The 20,455-nt window shown below is 34.8% G+C and carries 18 protein-coding genes; 10 read left to right on the forward strand and 8 right to left on the reverse strand.

From position 1 onward, the window contains the following. Nucleotides 1–55: 55 nt before the first annotated feature. From EM308_RS15545 to EM308_RS15555, 3 genes are all read right to left on the reverse strand, one after another. Complete coding sequence (locus tag EM308_RS15545) at nucleotides 56–2,017, reverse strand: right-handed parallel beta-helix repeat-containing protein (protein ID WP_051877699.1); 1,962 nt, start codon at nucleotides 2,015–2,017, stop codon at nucleotides 56–58. A gap of 76 nt (nucleotides 2,018–2,093) precedes the next feature. Next, on the reverse strand, nucleotides 2,094–3,926 hold the full coding sequence (locus tag EM308_RS15550; protein WP_035635728.1) for a DUF1565 domain-containing protein: 1,833 nt from the start codon (nucleotides 3,924–3,926) through the stop codon (nucleotides 2,094–2,096). A 94-nt stretch (nucleotides 3,927–4,020) separates the two neighbouring features. Further along, nucleotides 4,021–5,427, reverse strand: a complete 1,407-nt coding sequence (locus tag EM308_RS15555; protein WP_051877701.1) for a sugar porter family MFS transporter — start codon at nucleotides 5,425–5,427, stop codon at nucleotides 4,021–4,023. A gap of 162 nt (nucleotides 5,428–5,589) precedes the next feature. Here EM308_RS15555 and EM308_RS15565 point away from each other — a divergent pair, with 162 nt between their 5' ends. Next, on the forward strand, nucleotides 5,590–6,477 hold the full coding sequence (locus EM308_RS15565) for an AraC family transcriptional regulator (protein WP_051877702.1): 888 nt from the start codon (nucleotides 5,590–5,592) through the stop codon (nucleotides 6,475–6,477). Between the two features lie 103 nt (nucleotides 6,478–6,580). Here the strand turns inward: EM308_RS15565 and EM308_RS15570 are convergent, their stop codons facing one another. After that, nucleotides 6,581–7,597, reverse strand: coding sequence for a hypothetical protein (locus EM308_RS15570; protein WP_035635730.1), 1,017 nt, complete (start codon nucleotides 7,595–7,597; stop codon nucleotides 6,581–6,583). 203 nt (nucleotides 7,598–7,800) lie between these two features. On the opposite strand from EM308_RS15570, the gene EM308_RS15575 reads away from it, so the two are divergent. The 9 genes from EM308_RS15575 to EM308_RS15615 all read left to right on the forward strand — a co-directional run bounded on the left by EM308_RS15575 (nucleotide 7,801) and on the right by EM308_RS15615 (nucleotide 15,492). Further along, a complete protein-coding gene (locus tag EM308_RS15575) occupies nucleotides 7,801–8,316 on the forward strand; it encodes an RNA polymerase sigma factor (protein WP_035635731.1) in 516 nt (171 codons plus the stop codon). A 50-nt stretch (nucleotides 8,317–8,366) separates the two neighbouring features. After that, complete coding sequence (locus tag EM308_RS15580) at nucleotides 8,367–9,266, forward strand: FecR family protein (RefSeq protein WP_035635736.1); 900 nt, start codon at nucleotides 8,367–8,369, stop codon at nucleotides 9,264–9,266. After that, nucleotides 9,267–11,798 carry a TonB-dependent receptor gene (locus EM308_RS15585; protein ID WP_035635739.1) on the forward strand — a complete coding sequence of 844 codons (2,532 nt, stop codon included), beginning with the start codon at nucleotides 9,267–9,269 and terminating at the stop codon, nucleotides 11,796–11,798. It abuts the gene before it with no gap. 473 nt (nucleotides 11,799–12,271) lie between these two features. Further along, nucleotides 12,272–12,658 carry a hypothetical protein gene (locus EM308_RS15590; RefSeq protein WP_051877703.1) on the forward strand — a complete coding sequence of 129 codons (387 nt, stop codon included), beginning with the start codon at nucleotides 12,272–12,274 and terminating at the stop codon, nucleotides 12,656–12,658. Between the two features lie 18 nt (nucleotides 12,659–12,676). Beyond that, a complete protein-coding gene (locus EM308_RS15595; RefSeq protein WP_035635740.1) occupies nucleotides 12,677–13,072 on the forward strand; it encodes an OB-fold protein in 396 nt (131 codons plus the stop codon). 5 nt (nucleotides 13,073–13,077) lie between these two features. Further along, nucleotides 13,078–13,941, forward strand: a complete 864-nt coding sequence (locus EM308_RS15600; protein WP_035635745.1) for a DUF5777 family beta-barrel protein — start codon at nucleotides 13,078–13,080, stop codon at nucleotides 13,939–13,941. A gap of 41 nt (nucleotides 13,942–13,982) precedes the next feature. Next, complete coding sequence (locus EM308_RS15605; protein ID WP_156101328.1) at nucleotides 13,983–14,330, forward strand: hypothetical protein; 348 nt, start codon at nucleotides 13,983–13,985, stop codon at nucleotides 14,328–14,330. A gap of 73 nt (nucleotides 14,331–14,403) precedes the next feature. After that, entirely contained in the window at nucleotides 14,404–14,883 is a 480-nt protein-coding gene (locus tag EM308_RS15610) for a YceI family protein (protein WP_231559992.1), read from the forward strand. A gap of 114 nt (nucleotides 14,884–14,997) precedes the next feature. Next, nucleotides 14,998–15,492 (forward strand): CHRD domain-containing protein, encoded by a 495-nt coding sequence (locus tag EM308_RS15615; RefSeq protein ID WP_051877705.1) that lies wholly within the window; start codon nucleotides 14,998–15,000, stop codon nucleotides 15,490–15,492. A gap of 234 nt (nucleotides 15,493–15,726) precedes the next feature. On the opposite strand, the gene EM308_RS15620 is transcribed toward EM308_RS15615, so the two are convergent. The 4 genes from EM308_RS15620 to EM308_RS15635 all read right to left on the reverse strand — a co-directional run bounded on the left by EM308_RS15620 (nucleotide 15,727) and on the right by EM308_RS15635 (nucleotide 20,376). Further along, nucleotides 15,727–16,662: a carbohydrate kinase family protein gene (locus tag EM308_RS15620; RefSeq protein WP_035635748.1), complete on the reverse strand. Its 936-nt coding sequence runs from the start codon at nucleotides 16,660–16,662 to the stop codon at nucleotides 15,727–15,729. A gap of 92 nt (nucleotides 16,663–16,754) precedes the next feature. Then, nucleotides 16,755–17,546 carry a hypothetical protein gene (locus tag EM308_RS15625; protein ID WP_231559993.1) on the reverse strand — a complete coding sequence of 264 codons (792 nt, stop codon included), beginning with the start codon at nucleotides 17,544–17,546 and terminating at the stop codon, nucleotides 16,755–16,757. A gap of 23 nt (nucleotides 17,547–17,569) precedes the next feature. Then, entirely contained in the window at nucleotides 17,570–18,922 is a 1,353-nt protein-coding gene (locus EM308_RS15630; protein ID WP_051877706.1) for an MFS transporter, read from the reverse strand. Nucleotides 18,923–18,939: 17 nt separating this feature from the next. Beyond that, nucleotides 18,940–20,376: a mannitol dehydrogenase family protein gene (locus tag EM308_RS15635; protein WP_035635750.1), complete on the reverse strand. Its 1,437-nt coding sequence runs from the start codon at nucleotides 20,374–20,376 to the stop codon at nucleotides 18,940–18,942. Nucleotides 20,377–20,455: the final 79 nt, after the last annotated feature.

The following is a 20,455-nucleotide window of genomic DNA, read 5'->3' on the forward strand; positions in this document are numbered from 1 at the left end:
ACAGAAACAAATACATTGCTGTTTGACAAAAAGTGTCTTCATAGAATTCAATTTATTAATTAGTCCAAACTTTTATCTTTTGCTTTCCTGTGCTTAAAATTTCAAAAGGTCCAGGAGATGGATTGGCAACATTGCGTTTATTGCCCAAGTAATCTTTATCAATTTTTAACTCAGAACCATCAGGGTTTTCGAAAGGCGCATTGGAAATACTAGCTTTACCTAAAACAGATGACGTCATCAATTTTCTTTTTTGTTCCAGCCAGCTTTTATCCAGCGTTATTTCCAAGTACACTTCATTTTTTTGTACTGACAAAGTATTGGCTGCGTCAAATTCATTTTTAACAAGGGCATTAGTTTCTACAGCGTCTTGCTCTTTGTATTTTTTCATCACCTCTTCCATATCTTTTTTCACCTCTCCCATTCTCCTTTTTTCTTTTAAACCAATGGCTCGAACAGATCCTTTCGTGTATATATTCCCATCAAAGCGTACTGGCAACAGGGCACTACTGTACTGACTTACATCACTTCCATTTACAAACAGGTTATTGATAAACTGTGTTTCTCCACTCGGATTATCGTGAAGAGCCACTATGTTTGTAGAATGGGGTAAATGCCAAGGTGTTTGGCGGCTGTCATAAAACAATACAGTGAATTTTCCGCCAAAAATATTGTGTCCAAAAACGGTTCCTTGTGAATTCATTAAAACACTTTCCTTTGAAAGCGAAATATTATTACTCACCAAAGCAGGCCCATGACTCACTTCTATAAAAAGATCTGCTTGACTATTGTCATGCAACAGATTGCCTTTTACCTGTACCCCCTGCGCCATCCAATCGAGCCATATCCCGAAGCAACCTGTGTTGTAGATATGATTATTACTGATGATGCCATCAATGAAGCCGTGGAATTTGATACCGGCCATTTCGTAGCCGCTGAAGGCATGACGCACATGAATATCATGAATCTCATTGCCCTCCACAATCGAGAACGCACAGCCCATGCTGCCCACCACAGCGTTTTGCTCGCAGTGGTGTATGTGGTTGTTGCGCACAATGTGAGTACCGACCGTTTCTTTGTTCCAACCATTTTTAAGGGCTTTATCAATGGTGGTGGTGTAAACTTGTGAGTTGTTACCGGCAAAGTTGTCGCCTTGGTCGAGATACTTCCCAAGTGCAACACCGGCGCAAACGGTATAAGAAATCTCGTTATTTTCGATAATCCAGCCCTTGTTCCAATAAGCGGAAATGATACCAATCTGTCCAGCTGTAGGCGGTGCCCAGTTGGTGGCTGCCTGGGTAAGCTTGAATCCACGCACTGTGATGTAGTTGATACCCGCTTTGGTGGGACTGAAGACCGTTGGACGCACCGCAATCTCTACATTCTCTTTATTAGGGTCAACGCCCTTGAATTGAGCCCAGATGGTTGTGGGAGCATTGGCGTCGTCCTTGCCTTTGTTGGGAGCCATGGCAAACCAGCTCCCTACATTTTCAGAGGGAGTGAGTACTTGCTTTTCGCTATAAACCTCGCGAAGCCAATCGCCGTTAAGATAGACAGAAGCGGTGTGGTTGGGACGATCCATGGAAATAAAATAATCGCCATGCACTAAGTCGGCAAAGGGGTTGTAGTCTCCGAAAAATTTGGCTGGAAGGATGGTTTTCCAGGTGTCGTTGTCAACCTTCTCCCAATTTTTGACTGGTTCAGCACCTGTAATAACAACTTTCTCGCCCTTGGCAGCTTGGTAGGTAATGCGGTGAGCATTGTCCGTACCTCCACGCGGCGGATTGACCTGTTCCCTATATACACCAGCATGAACCGTAATCACATCTCCGGGCATGGCTTTATTGGCAGCAGCCATAATGGTTTTTAATGGTTTGTTTAACGATCCGTCGTTTGCATCTTTTCCATTCACAGATACATGGTATTCCTTCGGATGTGGAGTTTTGTCACTATCTGATTTGTCCTTTCCAAAAGAAGCAAAAGTTGTTAATGTAACCAGCAGGGCAATAATTTTTTTCATAATCAAATAAGTTTTTTTGGAACGATGCTTTATCTTTTTTAAACGCGAGTATAATTTTCTAAATACAGCTTGATTTTTACCAAACCTTTATTTTCTGTATGCCATTATTCTTTATTTCAAAAGGTCCAGGTGACGAGTTTGTTTCTAAGCGTTTTGCACCGTTGTAATCTTTATTAATAATCAGTTTTGTTCCATTTGCATTTTCAAAAGGAAGATTAGGAACAAATGCTTTTCCTAAATTATCCGTAGAAACAAGCGTTCTTTTCCCTTCTGTTGCCAGCGATTTATCCAAATTGATTTCCAAATACATTCCGTTTTTTTCGGTCAATAATTTCACATTGGCATCAAAATCAGGTTTCAAAATATTGTCTTTATCAAAAACGGACATTTCACTATCTTTTAGATATACATTTCCTTTGAAAACCATTTCTAATTCTGCCTTATCATATCCTTTTGAACTTCCTCCATTCACAAAAAGGTTGTTCACAAAACGAACGTCTCCGCTTCTGTTATCCACAATATCCACAATTTCGGTAGAATGTGATTTGTGATAAGGTGTTTTTCTTTGCTCACCTTGAATCACATTAAATTTTCCGCCAAATAAATTGTGCGCAAATGCTGCTCCACTGGAATTCATCAATACATTTTCTTTTGAAAGAAATATATTATTATACATTGTCATCGGACCGTGATCGACTTCTAAAAACAAATCTTGACGAGTATTTTCATACATCAAATTGTTAGCTACAACAGCACCTTGTGCCATCCAATCCAACCAAATACCTCTATCCGCACGGTAAATTTGATTCCCAATAATTTGAACATCTATCGCTCCATGAAACTTAATTCCAGCCTGTTCTGCACCGTCAAACAATCTTATGATGTTTATATCATGAATTATATTTCCTGTAATCGTACTAAAAGAGCACCCCATACTTCCCACAATTCCGGTTTGTTCGCAAAAAGCAATTGTATTGTTACGAACAATATGACTACCAATGTTGTCTTTATTCCATTTGTTTGCCAAAGCACGATTGATCGTTCCGTAATACGATTCTGTGGTCCCTTCTTCTTTATCCCATTCATCGCTATATTTTCCAAGAGCTACTCCAGAACATTTTGAATAGCTAATATCATTGTTTTCAATAATCCAACCTTTACTCCAGTTAGTTCCTATCAAACCTTTTTGTCCATCAGTTGGCGGTGCCCAATTCGTAGCAGCATGACACATCGTAAAACCTTTAACAGTAATATAATTTACAAATGCTTTTTTTGGATAAAAAATAGTCTCTCGGGCATTTACCTCAATCAATTCTTTGTTTGGATCTACACCAATAAACTGTGCATAAATTATTGTATTTTGGTTATCCACTTCGGCAAACCAAAGCGGATCATTTGTTTTAGCTTTTGTTAGGACTTCCTCTTTTTTTTCAGCTTCCATCAGCCATTTTCCATTCAGGTACACACATCCTGTATGATCTATTCTGCCTTTTTTCGGCCAAAACCAATCCCCTTTTATCTGAATATTAAATGGATTATGATTTCCAAAAAAAGTATTTGGCACAACCGCTTTCCAAGTATCATTTTCAAGTTTTGTCCATTTTTTGACTACTTCAGAACCTTTAACAATAACCTTTTCCCCTTTTGCAGCTTGATACGTAATGCGTTTTGTTTCTGAAGTTCCTCCAGTTTCCGGCTCGATACTTTCTCTATAAGTTCCCGCATGAACCGTAATCACGTCTCCTGGTTTTGCCACTTTTGCAGCAGCAGAAATCGTTTTAAAAGGTTTCTCTTTTAAACCTTTATTGGCATCACTTCCACTGGTCGCTGAAACGTGGTATTCTGTTTGAGCTGTCGCCACTACCGTTATGCAAAAGGCGAAGAGTATCGTTAAAACTGTTTTTTTCATGTTTACGCTTTAGTTTTTTTGTCTAGTCTAATAGTTGTTTTTGAATTATTTATAATTCTTTCTATACTAATATTACTATATTATCTTAATTTTTTTATTTGATAAATAATGATTCTATTTCTTCCAATGATTTTGCTTTGGTTTCTTTTACTTTCATCCACATATATACAAAAGCCAACACACATATAATTGCATAAACAAACATTGTTATTGCAGTGCCCAACTGTTTTGTCATTATCGGGAATGTTAATGTCACAGCAAAATCAGCTAGCCATAACGAAAGTGTTGCCACAGACAACGCCATGCTTCGAACGAGGTTCGGAAAAATTTCTGAAAGATATACCCATACCACAGCACCCAGCGTACACCCAAACGAAGCCACATACAATAACATAAAAACCAAAACAATGTAATGATCAAAATATTTAAATTGAAAACAAAGTCCGACAGCTACCAATGAAACACACATCATTATACAACCTACAAGCAACATCTTTTTTCGACCCACTTTATCCACTAATAGTATCGCCACAAAAGTAGCCAGCACATTTACCACGCCTATAGCGATTGTTTGCAAAAATGGCGAAGAACCGTTTGCTGAAATTTCTTTAAAAATAACTGGAGCATAATAAATAATAGAGTTAATACCCGTTATTTGTTGGAACACCGCCACCATGATTCCAATAATCATAACTGGTCGATAGGTTTTACTAAAAAGTTGTTTGATCGAAATTTTATTTTCGGAATAAAAGCTTTGTTCGATTTCTGCCACTTCCTGCTCAATCGATATGCCCTCCGAAATTTTCTCAAGAATTTTTTCTGCCTCTTTTTTTCTTCCTTTCATAATGAGCCATCTTGGCGTTTCGGGCACGGCGAGCAACAACAGAAAAAACACAATTGATGGAGCCGCCTGAGAAGCAAACATCCAACGCCAGCTATTGGCCCCTAAATCCGAAAACATATAATTGGAAAAATAAGCCAACAGAATCCCTAATACAATCGCCATTTGATAAAAAGCAACCAATCGTCCTCTCCATGTTGGGGGCGCAATTTCGGCAATATACATAGGTGAAACCATCGCAGCTGCACCCACACCAAGTCCGCCTATCAATCGATATAGTATAAATGAATATAATTCTGTCGAAAGTCCCGCACCAATACCTGATACTGCAAAAAGAACTGCACAAATCATGAGCGTAACACGTCTACCTAACTTATCTGCAAGAACTCCCGCAATCATAGCTCCAAAAGCACAACCTATAAGTATGGAACTAACAGACCAGCCAAGCATATATTCATCCAGTTTGAAGTAAGTTGTGATATAAGGAATAGCTCCTGATATAATAGCAGTATCAAATCCAAAAAGCAGCCCGCCTAGAGCGGCTACGAAACTGACCAGAATAATGAAACTTAAATTTCCGGATTCAGTAAGTCGCTGTTCATTTGTTAAAACAATTGCGGATTCATCACCGCCGGTTGCATGTGGTTGGTTTGGTATCATAGTTGTATATATTATTGGTTGAGCCAAAAATAGAAACACATTATTATAATTGTTTCTATTTTATTATCAAAAAAATAAACTATCTTACCACAAAAAAAGTAAAAGATATTAAATACAATAGAAATACTGTTAATTTCATAAACAATTTTCACATTAAACAAAATGCAACCATTAATTCAGCGATTATTATCTAATAATTCCAATTCTTTTTTAGCAAGAACATTTCGTACACCCCATTTTGAAGTTGGCTGGCATCAGCATATCGAATATGAATTAATTCTTTTTACAGAAGGATCAGGCATCAGTTTTATTGGTAATCATGTAGGTGAATTTGAAACAGGTGATATTTATTTCATTGGTTCGAACCTTCCACATACATTTCAAAAAAACGGCAATCAGGTTGCCAGCGCAGTAGTCGTACAATTTAGAGAAGACTTTTGGGGCAAAGATTTTATGCAAATACCAGAGAATCGTGAACTCAAGAATTTATTTGATTCATCTATATTGGGGATGAAAATAAATAGGGAATGTAAACAGTTATTAACACCAATTATTAAAGAGCTTGAATACGCCGAGGGAGTAAAACGTATTTTACTCTTACTCGAAGCTCTTTCTCTACTTGCAACTAAGAAAGATAACATTATTCTTTCTACTCAAATAGCCAAAGAGTACAATAAAAAAGACATGGATGTTCTGGACAAAATAATCCAATTTACTATTTCTTCATATCGCGAACAAATTTCACTTTCAGATACTGCAAAAATTGCCTGCATGAGTGTACCATCTTTTTGTCGAAATTTTAAACAAAGAACAAAGAAAACCTATAATGGGTTTTTGAACGAAATACGTATTGCCAATGCCTGCAATCTTCTATCAGAAACAAACAAACCGGTTTTGGAAATTTGTTATGAAAGTGGCTATACTACATTGGCAAATTTTCACAAACAATTTTTGAAAATAAAAAATATTACCCCTCTACAATACAGAAAATTGTTCTCCCCTGAGAATATTCGAAAAGGAACCAACATTGGTATTAATGAAGTAAAATAATAGCAGTAAAACATCGCCCTAAACCAAACCCGAAGTTTTACTTTCCCAAACAAAAAGCCTGTAAGTTCAATACTTACAGGCTTTTTGTTTGGGAACAGAATTACTATTTTTCAAAATAAAGATAATTAGTGTTGCCGCTTGAATCCCGGAATCGTATATGCGAACTATTGAACTCAAACAATTTCCAATTATTATTCAGTTTACTGAGAATATCAGAGTTGAAACTTATTTTTAATTCCGTTGTACCATACTGTGTTTTACTTTCCCATTGACCAATTTCAGAAATTCCAGCTTTGGTGGCAACCACTGTTTTATCACTATTAAATACAAATGAATAACCGCTGTAGGATGAAGTTTTGTCCGAACCAACAAAAAAATAAGGTATCATCCAAGAACCTGTTGTAATTGTTTGCATAAAATCAAGCGAAACAATTTTGTTTTCCGGGCAGTAATCAATAGCATATTTTATGGCATTTTCAAAATCCAAATTACTCGTAATTGATTTTGTCTGATTATTGTAATCGACAATTGAAATTGGATAGTTTAATGAAATATACTGGCTGGCTGTCAAATTTTTTATAAAATTAAAAAAAGCTTGATCACTTGTAATTGATACAGAACTTCCTGCCTGATTCGCGCTGTTATAAACATTAATTGTTATTGGATAATTGATATTTAGCCCATTTATTTTGCATAAAAGATCAGGGTAAAGATTCCAATAATTGATTAAAGAATCAAAATCTGCTTCATTTGGAATATCCTTTTCGATGTAATTATAGTAAACCATCTTTACAGGAAAACCAATTTTTACAATATCATTATCATTGTTGTATGCATTGATATTATCTACTACTTTTTTATAATCTGCATCACTGTTTATTGCAATGTTTGTATTATTTACAGTAACTGTATATGGGAATTTTATGGTGCAGTAACTTGACCCATCGATTACATTATCCTGCACCGTTTTGACCATTGCAACCCTTTGCAAATTGCTCATAAGAGGAGAAGCAACTGTAACAGTTTCCTGTGTATGAGTATCTTGCTCATCAATTTCGCTTTGACAAGACAACAAAAACAGGAAAACTACTATTGATAAATATTTTTTTATGGCAAACATATTTATATTTTTACAAATGTAATAAATTTTCAAGAAAATGTTTTTTTAATAAATTCAACATCAAGGGTTTCTGTTTCATTTTTTATTACTAAATTATCACAGGAATAAATAACATTTCTGTTTCCTATATAACAATCCGTTTTATTTTTACCCTACTTATATCAAAAACAAATATTTTTGTATTAGACAAATTGAAAATTTAGATGACAAACATAACTCCATCAAATACTTGTGATGAAATAATATTTTCATCTTTTTTTAAAAGTCATATAAAAGCACTTCGAAATTTTCTTCTTTACAAATTTGGCAATATCGACCAGGCAGAGGATTTAGCACAGGAGGCATTTATAAAGCTTTGGCAAAACTGCGCTTCGGTACCAGTTGAAAAAGCAAAATCATACATTTATACTATTGCCAATAATAGCAGCCTCAACGAAATTGCACATCAAAAAGTTGTTTTGAGATATAAAAAAAACTTTACCGGTTTGGATAAAACCAATCAAAATCCAGAATATCTTTTAGAAGAGCAACAATTTCAAGTCAAACTGTTGAAGGCTATCGAAAATTTAAACGAAAAACAACGCGTTGCCTTTTTAATGCATCGGATTGACGGAAAAAAATACAGCGAAATTGCCTTGAACCTAGATATTAGCGTAAAAGCGGTAGAAAAACGCATTCATTTGGCTTTGTTAAGCTTACGCGAACAAATTGATTTATAAAAGTAGGGATAATTGGTTTCCAATTGTTTTAATGATATAACAAAAGTACGATGGAAAAAGATCGCATATTAGCAAAATGGCTTAACAATGATTTGTCCCCAGACGAATTAGCTGAATTTGAAGCAAGTCCCGATTTTGAAAAATACCAAAGAATAATAAAATACACGGAAAATCTGGAAGTTGATGACTTGGATGAAGACACGCTGTTATCCAACATTCTCAGTCAGAAAAAAAGTGCTCCAAAAACGGTGCCTTTATACAGAAAATGGATGTTTCAGGCAGCCGCCATATTAGTGTTGGCGCTCGGAATTACTTTTATGTTTAAATTTTTTGTAACCCAAACTCAGACTGCAAATTTTGGAGAAAAAACAACTTTTTCACTACCTGATAATTCAGTAGTGGTGCTGAATTCCGGTTCTGAAATAAACTATAAAAAATGGAATTGGGACAACAACAGACGTCTTGAATTAAAAGGGGAAGCATATTTCAGAGTCGCCAAAGGCAAACGTTTTGAGGTGCAAACCAACCTCGGAAAGGTAACGGTTCTGGGAACGCAATTCGACGTTAAAGCCCGAAAAAACAGATTTGATGTCGTGTGTTATGAAGGCCGTGTAAAAGTCAACTATCAAAACGCACAAGTATTGCTAATTCATGGGGAAAGCGTTATATTTGAAAATGGAAAACAACTCAATACGAGGGTAAATTCATCACAACCGGAATGGATGAACAATCAGATATGTTTTTATAGAGAAAATATCAAATCGCTTTTAGACGAAGTTCGAAGACAATATAATATTACAATCGAATTAAATTCAAAAAACACAACCTCCTTATTTACAGGTAAATTACCTGCAAATAACCTGGATATCGCCTTGCATATTATTAGTACAACTTATAATTTAGAAACCAAAAAAATCTCAAAAAATAAAATAATTTTCGACGAAAAATAAATGTTTATCCCCAAACGATTTTATTTTTTATGTTTTACATTTTTCCTTGTCCTGAATCTTTTTTCTCAAGACAATCAAACTGTTGTGCCTTTTAAAAAAATAATAATCGAAATTGAACAACAACATCAAGTTAGCTTTAATTATACCGAAAATAATATCGTCGGGTTACAATTAGTCCCACCAAAAAAATCACTTTCGCTCGAACAAAAATTGGTGTATCTAGAAAGAAAAACCAATTTGCATTTTGAAAATATTGAAAACCAATATATCAATATTTACAAAAAAGAGAATAAATCACAAATAGTTTGCGGGTACGTTTTTGCGGCAGATAATATGCCTATTGAAAACGCAAACATTCATTTGGCTGACACCACACTGATTGCAACGGATTCAAAAGGTTATTTTGAATTTAACAAAAGGGACAAAAACATTTTTTCTGTCAGTCACATCGGATTCATAACCCAGAAAATTGAATCCGATAATTTGGATACAAAAAATTGTCTCAAAATACTATTGGAACCCGAAATTACACAACTCGATGAAATCAAAGCTAATGCTATTTTGGCTTCGGGTATTTCCAAAAACAAAGATGGTTCATTTGAAATAAAACCTAAGAAATTTGGTATTTTGCCCGGACTTATTGAACCAGACGCTTTGCAGACCATGCAACAAATTCCCGGCGTAAACAGCATTGACGAAAGTGTTTCGAGCATCAATGTTCGCGGCGGAACGCACGACCAAAATTTATTTCTGTGGAATGGAATACGAATGTTTCAAACAGGACATTTTTTTGGTTTAATATCGGTTTTCAATCCCAATCTGGCCCACACCATTTCTATTTATAAAAACGGAAGTTCTGCATTTTACGGAGAAAGCGTTTCGAGCGTAGTGGCCATTTCTTCAACTCCCGAAACAACAGAAAAAAACACTTTTAGCGCAGGAATCAATATGATTAATGCGGATGTTTATGCAAAATACAATCTTTCGAAAAAGAGTTATATCGAAATTTCGGCACGTAAATCCATTACTGATTATGTAGAAACGCCAACTTATAAAGAATATTTCGATAAAATATTTCAAAACACAACAATCTCTGATTTTTCGCTAAACCAAAATATCGATTATCAAAGCAAGAAAGAATTTGATTTCTATGACGCTACGCTAAAATATGTACAAAAAATAGGACTTCGAGACCAAATAGTTATGGATTTAATAACCATAAAAGATAATCTGGAAGTTTTTCAAAGTGCAACCTCAAATGACTTAGCAAAGTCTGAAAATAATATTTTACGCCAAAAAAATTACGGTGGAAATTTGTCTTGGAAAAGAAACTGGAACAGCTCAAACATCACCAAAATCAATATTTACAATTCTTCCTATGAACTATTTGCTAACCAAAAAATGACCTCTGGAAATCTAAACGTCATTCAGGGAAATACGGTTGACAATAATGGAATTAATCTGGAAAATGACCATGTCATCAGCTCAAAATTTAGTTTTAACGAAGGGTATCAGTTCAATGAAATTGGTGTTACTAATCTGGAAGAGGTAAGTAATCCTGATTTTTATCGTAAAATAAAAGACGTACTGAGGACACATGCTTTAATTTTGGAAGGGAAATACAATGATACTATTTCCAGACTCTATTTTAAAGTAGGAACCCGAATCAATTATATCCAAGAATTTAAAAAATATAGTGTTGAACCCCGAATTCAATTCGGCTACGGAATTAATAAAACCCTCAATTTGGAACTGCTTGGCGAGATGAAAAGTCAAAATTCTCAACAAATCATTTATTTACAGAAAGATTATTTCGGAATTGAAAAGAGGCGCTGGATTGTATCAGATAACAACACAGTCCCTATCCAAAGAAGCAAACAAATATCCTTAAATTTATTCTACAAACAGAATGATTGGCTGCTGGATATCGAAAATTTTTATAAAAAAGTAACCGGAATTACAACCTCTAGCCAAGGTTTTCAGAATCAACTGGAGTTTATCAGGACAACTGGCGATTATGAAGTTTTAGGAACAGAAATTCTGATTCAGAAAAAAATAAAACAATTTCTAACTTGGTTAAGTTATACCTACAATGACAATAAATATGATTTTTCCAATTATGAATACCCTATTTTTCCAAATAACTTTGAACTGATTCATACTTTATCTTGGGCAGGAATGTATGAGAAAAACAATTTTAAAATAGCGTTGGGAACAAAATTCACTTCGGGTAAACCCAAAACCACTCCTGCCAGCTTTGATATAAATCCTTACAATCCCGTTGTGACTTACAACAACCCTAATAATTCGAATTTAAATTCCTTCTTTCAGGTTAATTTTTCTTCTACTTACAAATGGGAAACCACAAATGGTATTCTATTCAAATTGGGAATATCAATCCTAAATATCCTAAACAAGAAAAACGAAATCAACAAATATTATAGAATAAGTTCTCTAACAAATTCTATAGAAGAAGTTGAAACCTACTCTTTGGAAAGAACTCCAAATATGAGTTTCAGAGTTTCATTCTAACTCAATTTCTACAAACCATAGTTCGATTATTTTTGTTTTATTTACTCTAACAGGGTTCTAAATCACAAGTGTTCAGAAGTTAGTAAAAGTTAGATATTTCGATAACATATTATCCGTAAAGTTTGTCATTCCGACGAAGGAGGAATCTCCGTTAGATTCTCGACAAAGATTGGAGATTTTGATTACAGAATTACTTACTGAGATTCCTCCTTCGTCGGAATGACAAAATTGTGTAAAAAATTAGCCGAGTAATATCTTTGTCAACTCATCTGAAAACTTGTGATTTAGAACCCTGTCAGAGTAAATAAAAAAGGATTTCTACTTTCTTTCAAAAAAACTACAACTTCTTGGTAGGGTAATCTGCACCAAAACTGTTTTACTATAGAATACTGATAAAAACAGGTGTGATTTCCTGTACAATAATTACAAAAAAGGAGATCTATTTTATTAACTAACCAATAAATAATTAAGCTATGAAAAATTTGAAAACAATCTATCCAATGGCTCTTCTAGCAATAACAATAATGTCCTGTAGTGGTGGCGGTGGCGATGATTCACCAGCTCCTGAACCTCCTCCAACCACAGGCGGTGGCGGGACAACTGTAACGGCCCCTACTTATACGGCAAATATAAAATCAATTATTGACGGAAACTGTGTAACCTGTCACAACCCGTCTGGAGAAAACCCAAATGTTCTTTTACAAACCTATGCTCAGGTAAGTGCCAAAGCAGCCGATATTAAAATCAGAATCGAAAAACCTGCCGGTGACCCGTTAGTAATGCCAAAAGGCGGAAAATTATCACAAGCCAATATTGATTTGATTAATAAATGGATTACAAATGGTATGCCTGAAAAATAAGCCCTTTAGAAGAAAAAAATGAACAAAAAAATCAAAATAATTGTTTTACTGATTGCTGTAATTGGGCTCTTTGGCTTTTTTGGGTATAATTATGTAATGCACGGCGGTGCCAGAAATTTGACAACCGAAAAAACAAATTTTACAGTAACCACTGCTTCCATTACCTCAGAATTTACTACTAATATTGAAAAGGCAAATAAAAAATACCTCGAAAAAGCGGTAGAAATAAAAGGTGAAATTACGGCTTCAAATGGGAATGAAATTATTCTCGACAAAATTGTCATTTGCAGTTTTAAAAATCAGGATTCATCAATCAAAAAAAACCAGACTGTAACCGTAAAAGGAAGAGTTGTAGGTTATGATGATTTGATGGGAGAATTAAAATTAGATCAATGTTTTTTAATAAAAAATTAAACTAAATGAACGTAAAATTATTGCTATCCTTGGCATTTGGTATTTCAGTCATCGCGCAGGCTTCGGCACAAGATGATTTGTTAAAACAATTGGATACCGTAAAACCTAAAGAAAAACAAGTGGAAATCGCTGGTTTCAAAGGGTTGCAGATTTGTAATATGCAATCGACCAAAGTGGCTTCCAAAGGCGAATGGTATATATTGATTTCGCACCGATTTGGTGATTTGACCCAAGGACTGGATAATTTCTTTGGTCTGGATGATGCCTACACAAAACTGGGGGCAATTTATGGCGCCACAAACTGGTTGTCAATTGGTGTATCAAGACAAACCAATAACAAGATTTATGAATTAACCGCAAAATATAAAATAAAAAGCCAAGAAACAGATGGATTTCCCGTCTCGATTGTGGGCTACAACACTATGGATATCAATACAAACCTGAGTACAGACATCTATCCGGATCTAGAATTCTATAACCGTTTGGGATATTCTACTCAATTATTGATTTCAAGAAAATTTTCCACAAAGTTTTCGGCTGAAATAGCACCAATTTATATTCATAAAAATCTTTACGATGCATCGACAGAGAATGAAAACCAATTTGCTGTGGGTATGGGAGGAAGATACAAATTGACAAAAAGATTAAGTGTGAATTTAGAATATGCTCCCCGAATAAACGCCCCAGAAAACACAGTTTATCATGATTTACTCTCATTGGGGTTGGATATTGAGACAGGCGGACATATTTTTCAGTTAGTGTTTTCCAATTGCCAAACGATGAATGATGTTTATGTTTTTTCCAATGCAACCGGAAAATGGAATGGCGGAAGCATCTTTTTTGGATTTAATTTATACAGAGTTTTTTAAAAAATTAATAAGATATTCTGATGAGAAAAATAAAATTAATTATGATACTATTATGGGGTGTATTCATTACTTGCATATTGAGTGCATTCGTTGTTTCTTGTGAATCAAATACCTACGATGAGATAAGTAAAAAAACAGCAAACCCAACGTATGAAGCAGATGTAGAACATATTATTCATCACAATTGTCTTAGTTGTCATTATGGGACGTATCAATACCCAAATTTAGAAACTTACGATGGAGTGAAAAACGCCTGCATTAATATCAATCTGGTTTGCAGGATCGAAGGAGAAAATTGTGGTATAAGAATGCCTCAGGGAGGAAAATTACCACAATCAGATATTGACTTGATTAAGCTTTGGGTAGCTAATGGATTTGTTGAAAAATAATCTTTGAAAGATGAAAAAGTCAGCGCTATTGATAATATGCTTTTTTGTTGGAAATATAATTTTTTCTCAAAAAATGATTACGCGTACAGGCGAAATAAAATTTGAAGCATCTGTCCCTGCGTTTGAACCTGTTGCGGCGATAAACAATTCGGCTTCGGCAATTCTGGATGAATCAAACGGAGAATTTGCCGCATTGGCTTTGATAAAAGCTTTTAAGTTCAAAGTTCCTTTGATGGAAGAGCATTTTAATGAAAATTATATTGAATCTTCCCAATATCCAAAAGCAACTTTCAAAGGACGAATCATAAATTTTGATGCTTCAAAATTAAATAGTTCAGCGAATTATGATTTAGAAGGTGATTTAAGCATACATGGTGTAACCAAAAGGATTAAAACTAAAATCACTTTGGCTCCAAAAGACGGAAAATTACATCTTACCAATAATTTTACCGTCAAAGCACAGGATTTTGATATAAAAATACCCAGCATTGTGAAGAATAAAGTATCTGAAGACGTTACTATTTCAATAGATTTTATTCTTGATAAAAATTAATTTTAAAAAGCAACAAACCCCAGACGCAAATCGTGTGGCCAGCAATTTTTTAATAATAATAAAACTTAATACTATTTTTTAACCTTTTTTTTTAACCCTTTAAAATAAGTAATTATGAAATCTTTATTCAATTTTTCAGTAATCCTGTTATTACTGTTTATTGGAGTTTCCTGCTCCAATAGTGATGACAATTCTTCTACTCCTCCTGCTCCTGTAATTGTTACCTTCAATGCTACTTTGAGTGGAGCCAGTGAAGTACCTGCAAATGCTTCAACGGCTACAGGAGCCGCGACATTGAGCTATAACAAAACTACAAAAATTTTCACGCTCAATCTAACCTATTCGGGGATAACACCAACCATGGGACATATTCATACCGGAGCGGTAGGTGCAAATGGTCCAGTAACATTTCCTTTTGACAATTTAACGTCTCCTTACACCTACACCAGTATTGCCTTGACTGCGCAACAGGAAGCTGACCTTTTGGCCAATAACGATTATGTAAATTTACATACTGCTGCTTTTGGAGGAGGAGAAATCAGAGGTCAATTAATCACCACTAATCCAGGCGGAACCGGTGGCGGTGGCGGTGGCGGAAGTGGTTACTAACATTTCTTTAGTGTATAAAAGTAAAACCTGACAATCAAACAGTAAGGTTTTTAAACTCAAAATCAATAATTTAATTCACGCTTTTTAAACTATCAAAAAAATCAATATTAAAAGTATGTTTTAAATTAAAATTCACTCCACAAATTCATTTTCAAATGAAATAAAAAGCCTGCAAACTACAATGTTTACAGGCTTTTTGTTTTTTTTATTGGATAAAATAGGTATCCTATTAATCTACTTTTCTATAAACGTAGCAGTAATATTTTGTTTGTCCCTGAATTCTTCAAATTCTTTTAGGCTATATTCAGGGCAAGCTCCTTCTTTTGAAGTGATAAAAGCGCCCAGTGAAACAGCTTGCAGCATTATTGAATGAATATCATTAGTTGTAGATAATCGCTTAGATAAAAGTCCTGCCAGGAAAGAATCCCCACTTCCTACAGTGTCAACAACCGTTACCGGTACTGCAGGATATTGATAAATGGTATCCTCGTTGGCATATAAAGCTCCTTTACTCCCTTTTGAAACTATTATTTCGTTAATTTTAAATTTCTCCTGAATAAATTTAATTCCATCGCTTTCATTAGTGTATTCTTTTCCTATTGAGTCGAGAACAATTTTTAATTCGGCTTTATTAAATTTAGCGAGATCGGTTTTATACAAAAGTTCGCTGATGAGCTTTATGTCATCATGTGGCTTTCTCAGATTAATATCAAAAACATTAAAGGTGCTGTTTTCTACCAATTCAAATAGGGTATTTTGCGAAACACTATTTCGGGCAATCAAAGAACCAAATACCAAAGCGTTTGCCGTTTGAACTAATTGGATATTTTCTTTTTTTGCTTTAATAAAATCCCATGCTACGTTTTCTGTTATTGTATAATGTGCTTCATTGTTTTCATCAATTTCGGCAATTACCGTACTTGTAGGATGATCTTTGATTATTTGAATGCTTTCTGCAGAAATATTCCAGTTTTTGATTTTCTGAATAAGTTCCTGACCCAGTTCATCATTCCCCACACCACTAATCATTCTGGTTTGGATTCCCATTTTAGATAAATGATAAGCCACATTAAAAGGAGCTCCTCCTGCTCTGCGCTTATTTTCAGGGAAAATGTCCCATAATAATTCTCCAAAGCAAACTACCTGGGCTGTATTTTCGGTATTCATCATATCGATTTTTATTTATTTAATATAAACAGATTAACAAAACCAAAAAGATTTTGTTAATCCTAAATTACTTATTGTAAAGTTGATTTATTCTCTTAGAAAGAATAAACCTCTACAGAAAACTGCAAGAACGCATGATTATCCACTGGATTCCACATCGTCCATAAGCCCAAAGGCAACTTATAGTCCAGAATCTTGAAGTTTCTCGAAAATATCAAACTTACTTCGTTTAAACCAGCTTTACTTGCAAAAAAATTGCTTGTTTCATTTTCGCTATTATTTAATGCGAAACTGTAACCTGCACGTCCGCTGATGCTCCATTTATCACTTTTCAAAAAAGGATATTCTGCCGATACAAATGTAGAATATCTGTTTTCAGTATTCGCAAGATTTCTATCTCGACCAAACACAACAGTATTCCAGCTAAGCATTAAAGGGAACTGTTTACTAATTGTATAATAGGTTCTCAAATCCCAAAAACGTCCTGTTTCACTGGCTTTATAATTAAAAAATTCTTTATTATTATACGTAGCTTTTGGAGAAAAGTTATAAATATCCCATAATTCTGCCGAGAACTTACCTGTTTTGAATCCTGCGTAATTATTGAACTCTTTATACGAACCATCGGCAGTTCCTCCTGCCCAAAATCCCCCATAAAAATTTTCATATTCCAAATAAATATTTCCTGTATAGGTCAATCCTGCTGCAACTTCCTGCCCTCTCCAAAGATGAGAATTTCTAAGTTGTAAAGCCGAATGAAGATTTTGGTTTATAAAATTATCTTCTGTAGAATTATCTTGAGCGTGAACATTTGCACACAAAAGAATCATCATCATTATTATTATATGTAAGGTTGGTTTATTTTTAAAATGGCTTATAGTTATCATGGTTTTTTTTTAGCTTTTGGTTTTTAATGAGATGCATGAATTATTTCTTCCTGTTTTTCTGAAACTGTTTGTCTGTCTTGTTCTCTGATTTTGTAACCAAACAATGCATAAGACAGCATCAGCAATTCACAAGCTGCATTTAATAACCAAGTGTATCTCCAGGAATGAAAAATATCGGCTAAACCTCCTTGTAAAAGTGTAAATACGGCTCCTCCAAATACGGCAGAAACAAATATTCCCGATGCTTTTGAAGTGTATTTACCAAGATCTTTTATAGCAAGCGAGAAGATGCAGCTCCACATTGAAGAGTGTAATAAACCTACTGCAACCAAATACCATAAATTTTCCTGAAAAATCGATGTTAGAATAAGAATGGTCGCTATAGTTGTAGTTACTGACAGCTGAATCTGGGCAGAAATTTTATTGAAGAAACTAGATATCGCTCTGCCTACAAGAAATCCGCCCCAGTAAAGTGTTGACAATAATGCGTGTACACCAAAATCGATACCTCCAATAATCATATTTTCTCTACCAAAGAAAGTTATCGCATGCCCGGACTTAATTTTTTCTAAAGCATATAAATTGATGTTTGCACCAATTGCCACTTCTGTTCCAACATAGAAGAATATTGCTATTACTCCAAGTGTAAAATGTCTGAATGAAAATACACTTCTTTCAAGTACTTCGCCTTCTGCAACTCGCGTATTTGGCAAATCTGGAATGTTTAATTTTTTGGTTAAAAATATAACAGCAACAATACAAAGTATCAATATGGATAATGGCGTTATTAATTGTTTGATTTGGATGCTTTCGATAGAAATTCCGCTAAACATAATTACCGTTACAAAAAAAGGAGCCGATGTTGTTCCGATAGAATTAATTCCTGTAGTGATATTCAGCCTTTGTACAGGCTGTGTTCCCGGAAGATCATAGGAAGCCACATACGGATTTACAACTACTTGTATCACCGCAGCCGAACAGCCCATGATGTAAGAACCACAAAGGAAAATTAAATAACCATATGGAATTGTAACATCACCTATGGTCAAATTAAAATGCGGAAAATTATGACCGATTATTGTAGAAGTAAGGTAAACCGAAAGTCCGAGAACGATAAACACCAAACCTCTTATTATGGTTTTCTTATATCCGTAAGTATTCACCCATTTGCTTCCTAGTGTTCCGTTTACAAGATATCCAAGAAAAAAGAAGAACGAGATTAAAGTCGTAAGTGTGTTTTTTATATCACCTGCTTCCGTCAAAAAAGTCCCTTTTAGCGGTGCCTGTAACTGCTCGTTAATCGTTGTCAAAAAACCTACGATGAAGTATATAAACGTAACGATGGCATAAGGCATTATTTTATTTGTTGATTTCATAATTTATTTGGTGATAGTTAAATAGATTCTAATGTTTTTGCCACACCTTTTATCTTGATCTTCTCTGCAAAACTGGCATACTGTTTCACAAAACTGTCAGAAGATTTTAAATTGATATTTTGAAAAGCGGATAACTCCAAAAAGTCTAAAACATTATCGCTGTCAATTAACTTTTGATCATCAGGCGTTAACCAAGGTTCGTTTATTTGATAAGCAACACCTTTGTCATCTACTTTATATTTTAAATAATGACGGTAGGAAGCGATCAAAAAAGTTACTCTCGTAAGATCTTTGTCATCGTTTAGCATTTTGGTAAGATTTGGAATAACATACACTGGAAATTTAGATATTCCGTCAGAGCACAAACGGCTTATTTGGTCACTCACCGCTTTGTTTGCAAATCGTTCAATAAGAGTCGTTTTGTAAAGATCAAGATCTGTTTTTTCTGGTGCCGGAACATATGGCGTAATATCGATATCCATGAAATCTCTAAGCAATTTTTTGAAAATAGGATCATGCATTGCATCGTCTACTTTTCTGTAGCCAAATAACAAGGAAGGATACGAAAGCAACGTATGAGACGCATTCAACAAGCTGAGTTTCATGTTTTCATATTTCGTAACATCTTGAGTAAATTCGACACCTACTTTTTCCAAAGCTGGTCTTCCAGCAGCAAAATTATCTTCGATTACCCATTGTATAAAATCTTCACAATATACTGGCGCCTGGTCGTTTAAGCCACTTTTATGATTCAGTGATTCTACATCGGCAACCGTAGTAGCAGGAGTAATTCTGTCTACCATGCTGTTTGGAAAAGTTACATTTGTTTTTACCCAAGCAGCGAGATCTTTGTCTTGTGCTTCGATAAAAGTTGTAAACGCTTTTTTGGTAACATTTCCATTATGCTGAAGATTGTCGCACGAAAGAATGGTAATTCCTCCATTTGCTTGCAATTTGCGTTTTCTTAAACCTTCTGCAACAAAACCAAAAACGGTTTTCGGTTGAGATGGATTCGTAAGGTCATGCTGCACATTTTTGTCTTCCAATATAAATTCGTTAGTCGCTTTGTCTATATTATACCCACCTTCGGTAATCGTAAGGGTTACAATTTTTGTAGTTGCTACAGCAATTTTATCTGAAATGGCATTCGGGTTTTCTACTCCCCATATTAATTCTACCAGAGAACCTATTTTGACAACTTCATCAATTCCGTTTCTGCCACATATAGTAAGAGAATATTCTCCGTTTTGCTGTTTCAGTTTTTTCACGATGGCTTCGTCAGAAGGTAAGAGAGCTACACCGCATATTCCCCACTGTTGTTGTGTAGGATCTTCTAACAGACTATTTATGTAAAATTCCTCATGGGCACGGTGAAAATTCCCAATTCCAATATGTACTATTCCCGTTTGTACTTTTGCTCTGTCGTACTTGTAATGAGCGACTTGTGTTTTCATTTTTTATGTTTTTTTGATTTTTAAGCTAAAATAGCTTGGCGAGTTATGAAAACGTTATCGTATGTTTAAAAAACAACCT

It is taken from the genome of Flavobacterium gilvum (genome assembly GCF_001761465.1).
Classification (GTDB): Bacteria; Bacteroidota; Bacteroidia; order Flavobacteriales; family Flavobacteriaceae; genus Flavobacterium; species Flavobacterium gilvum.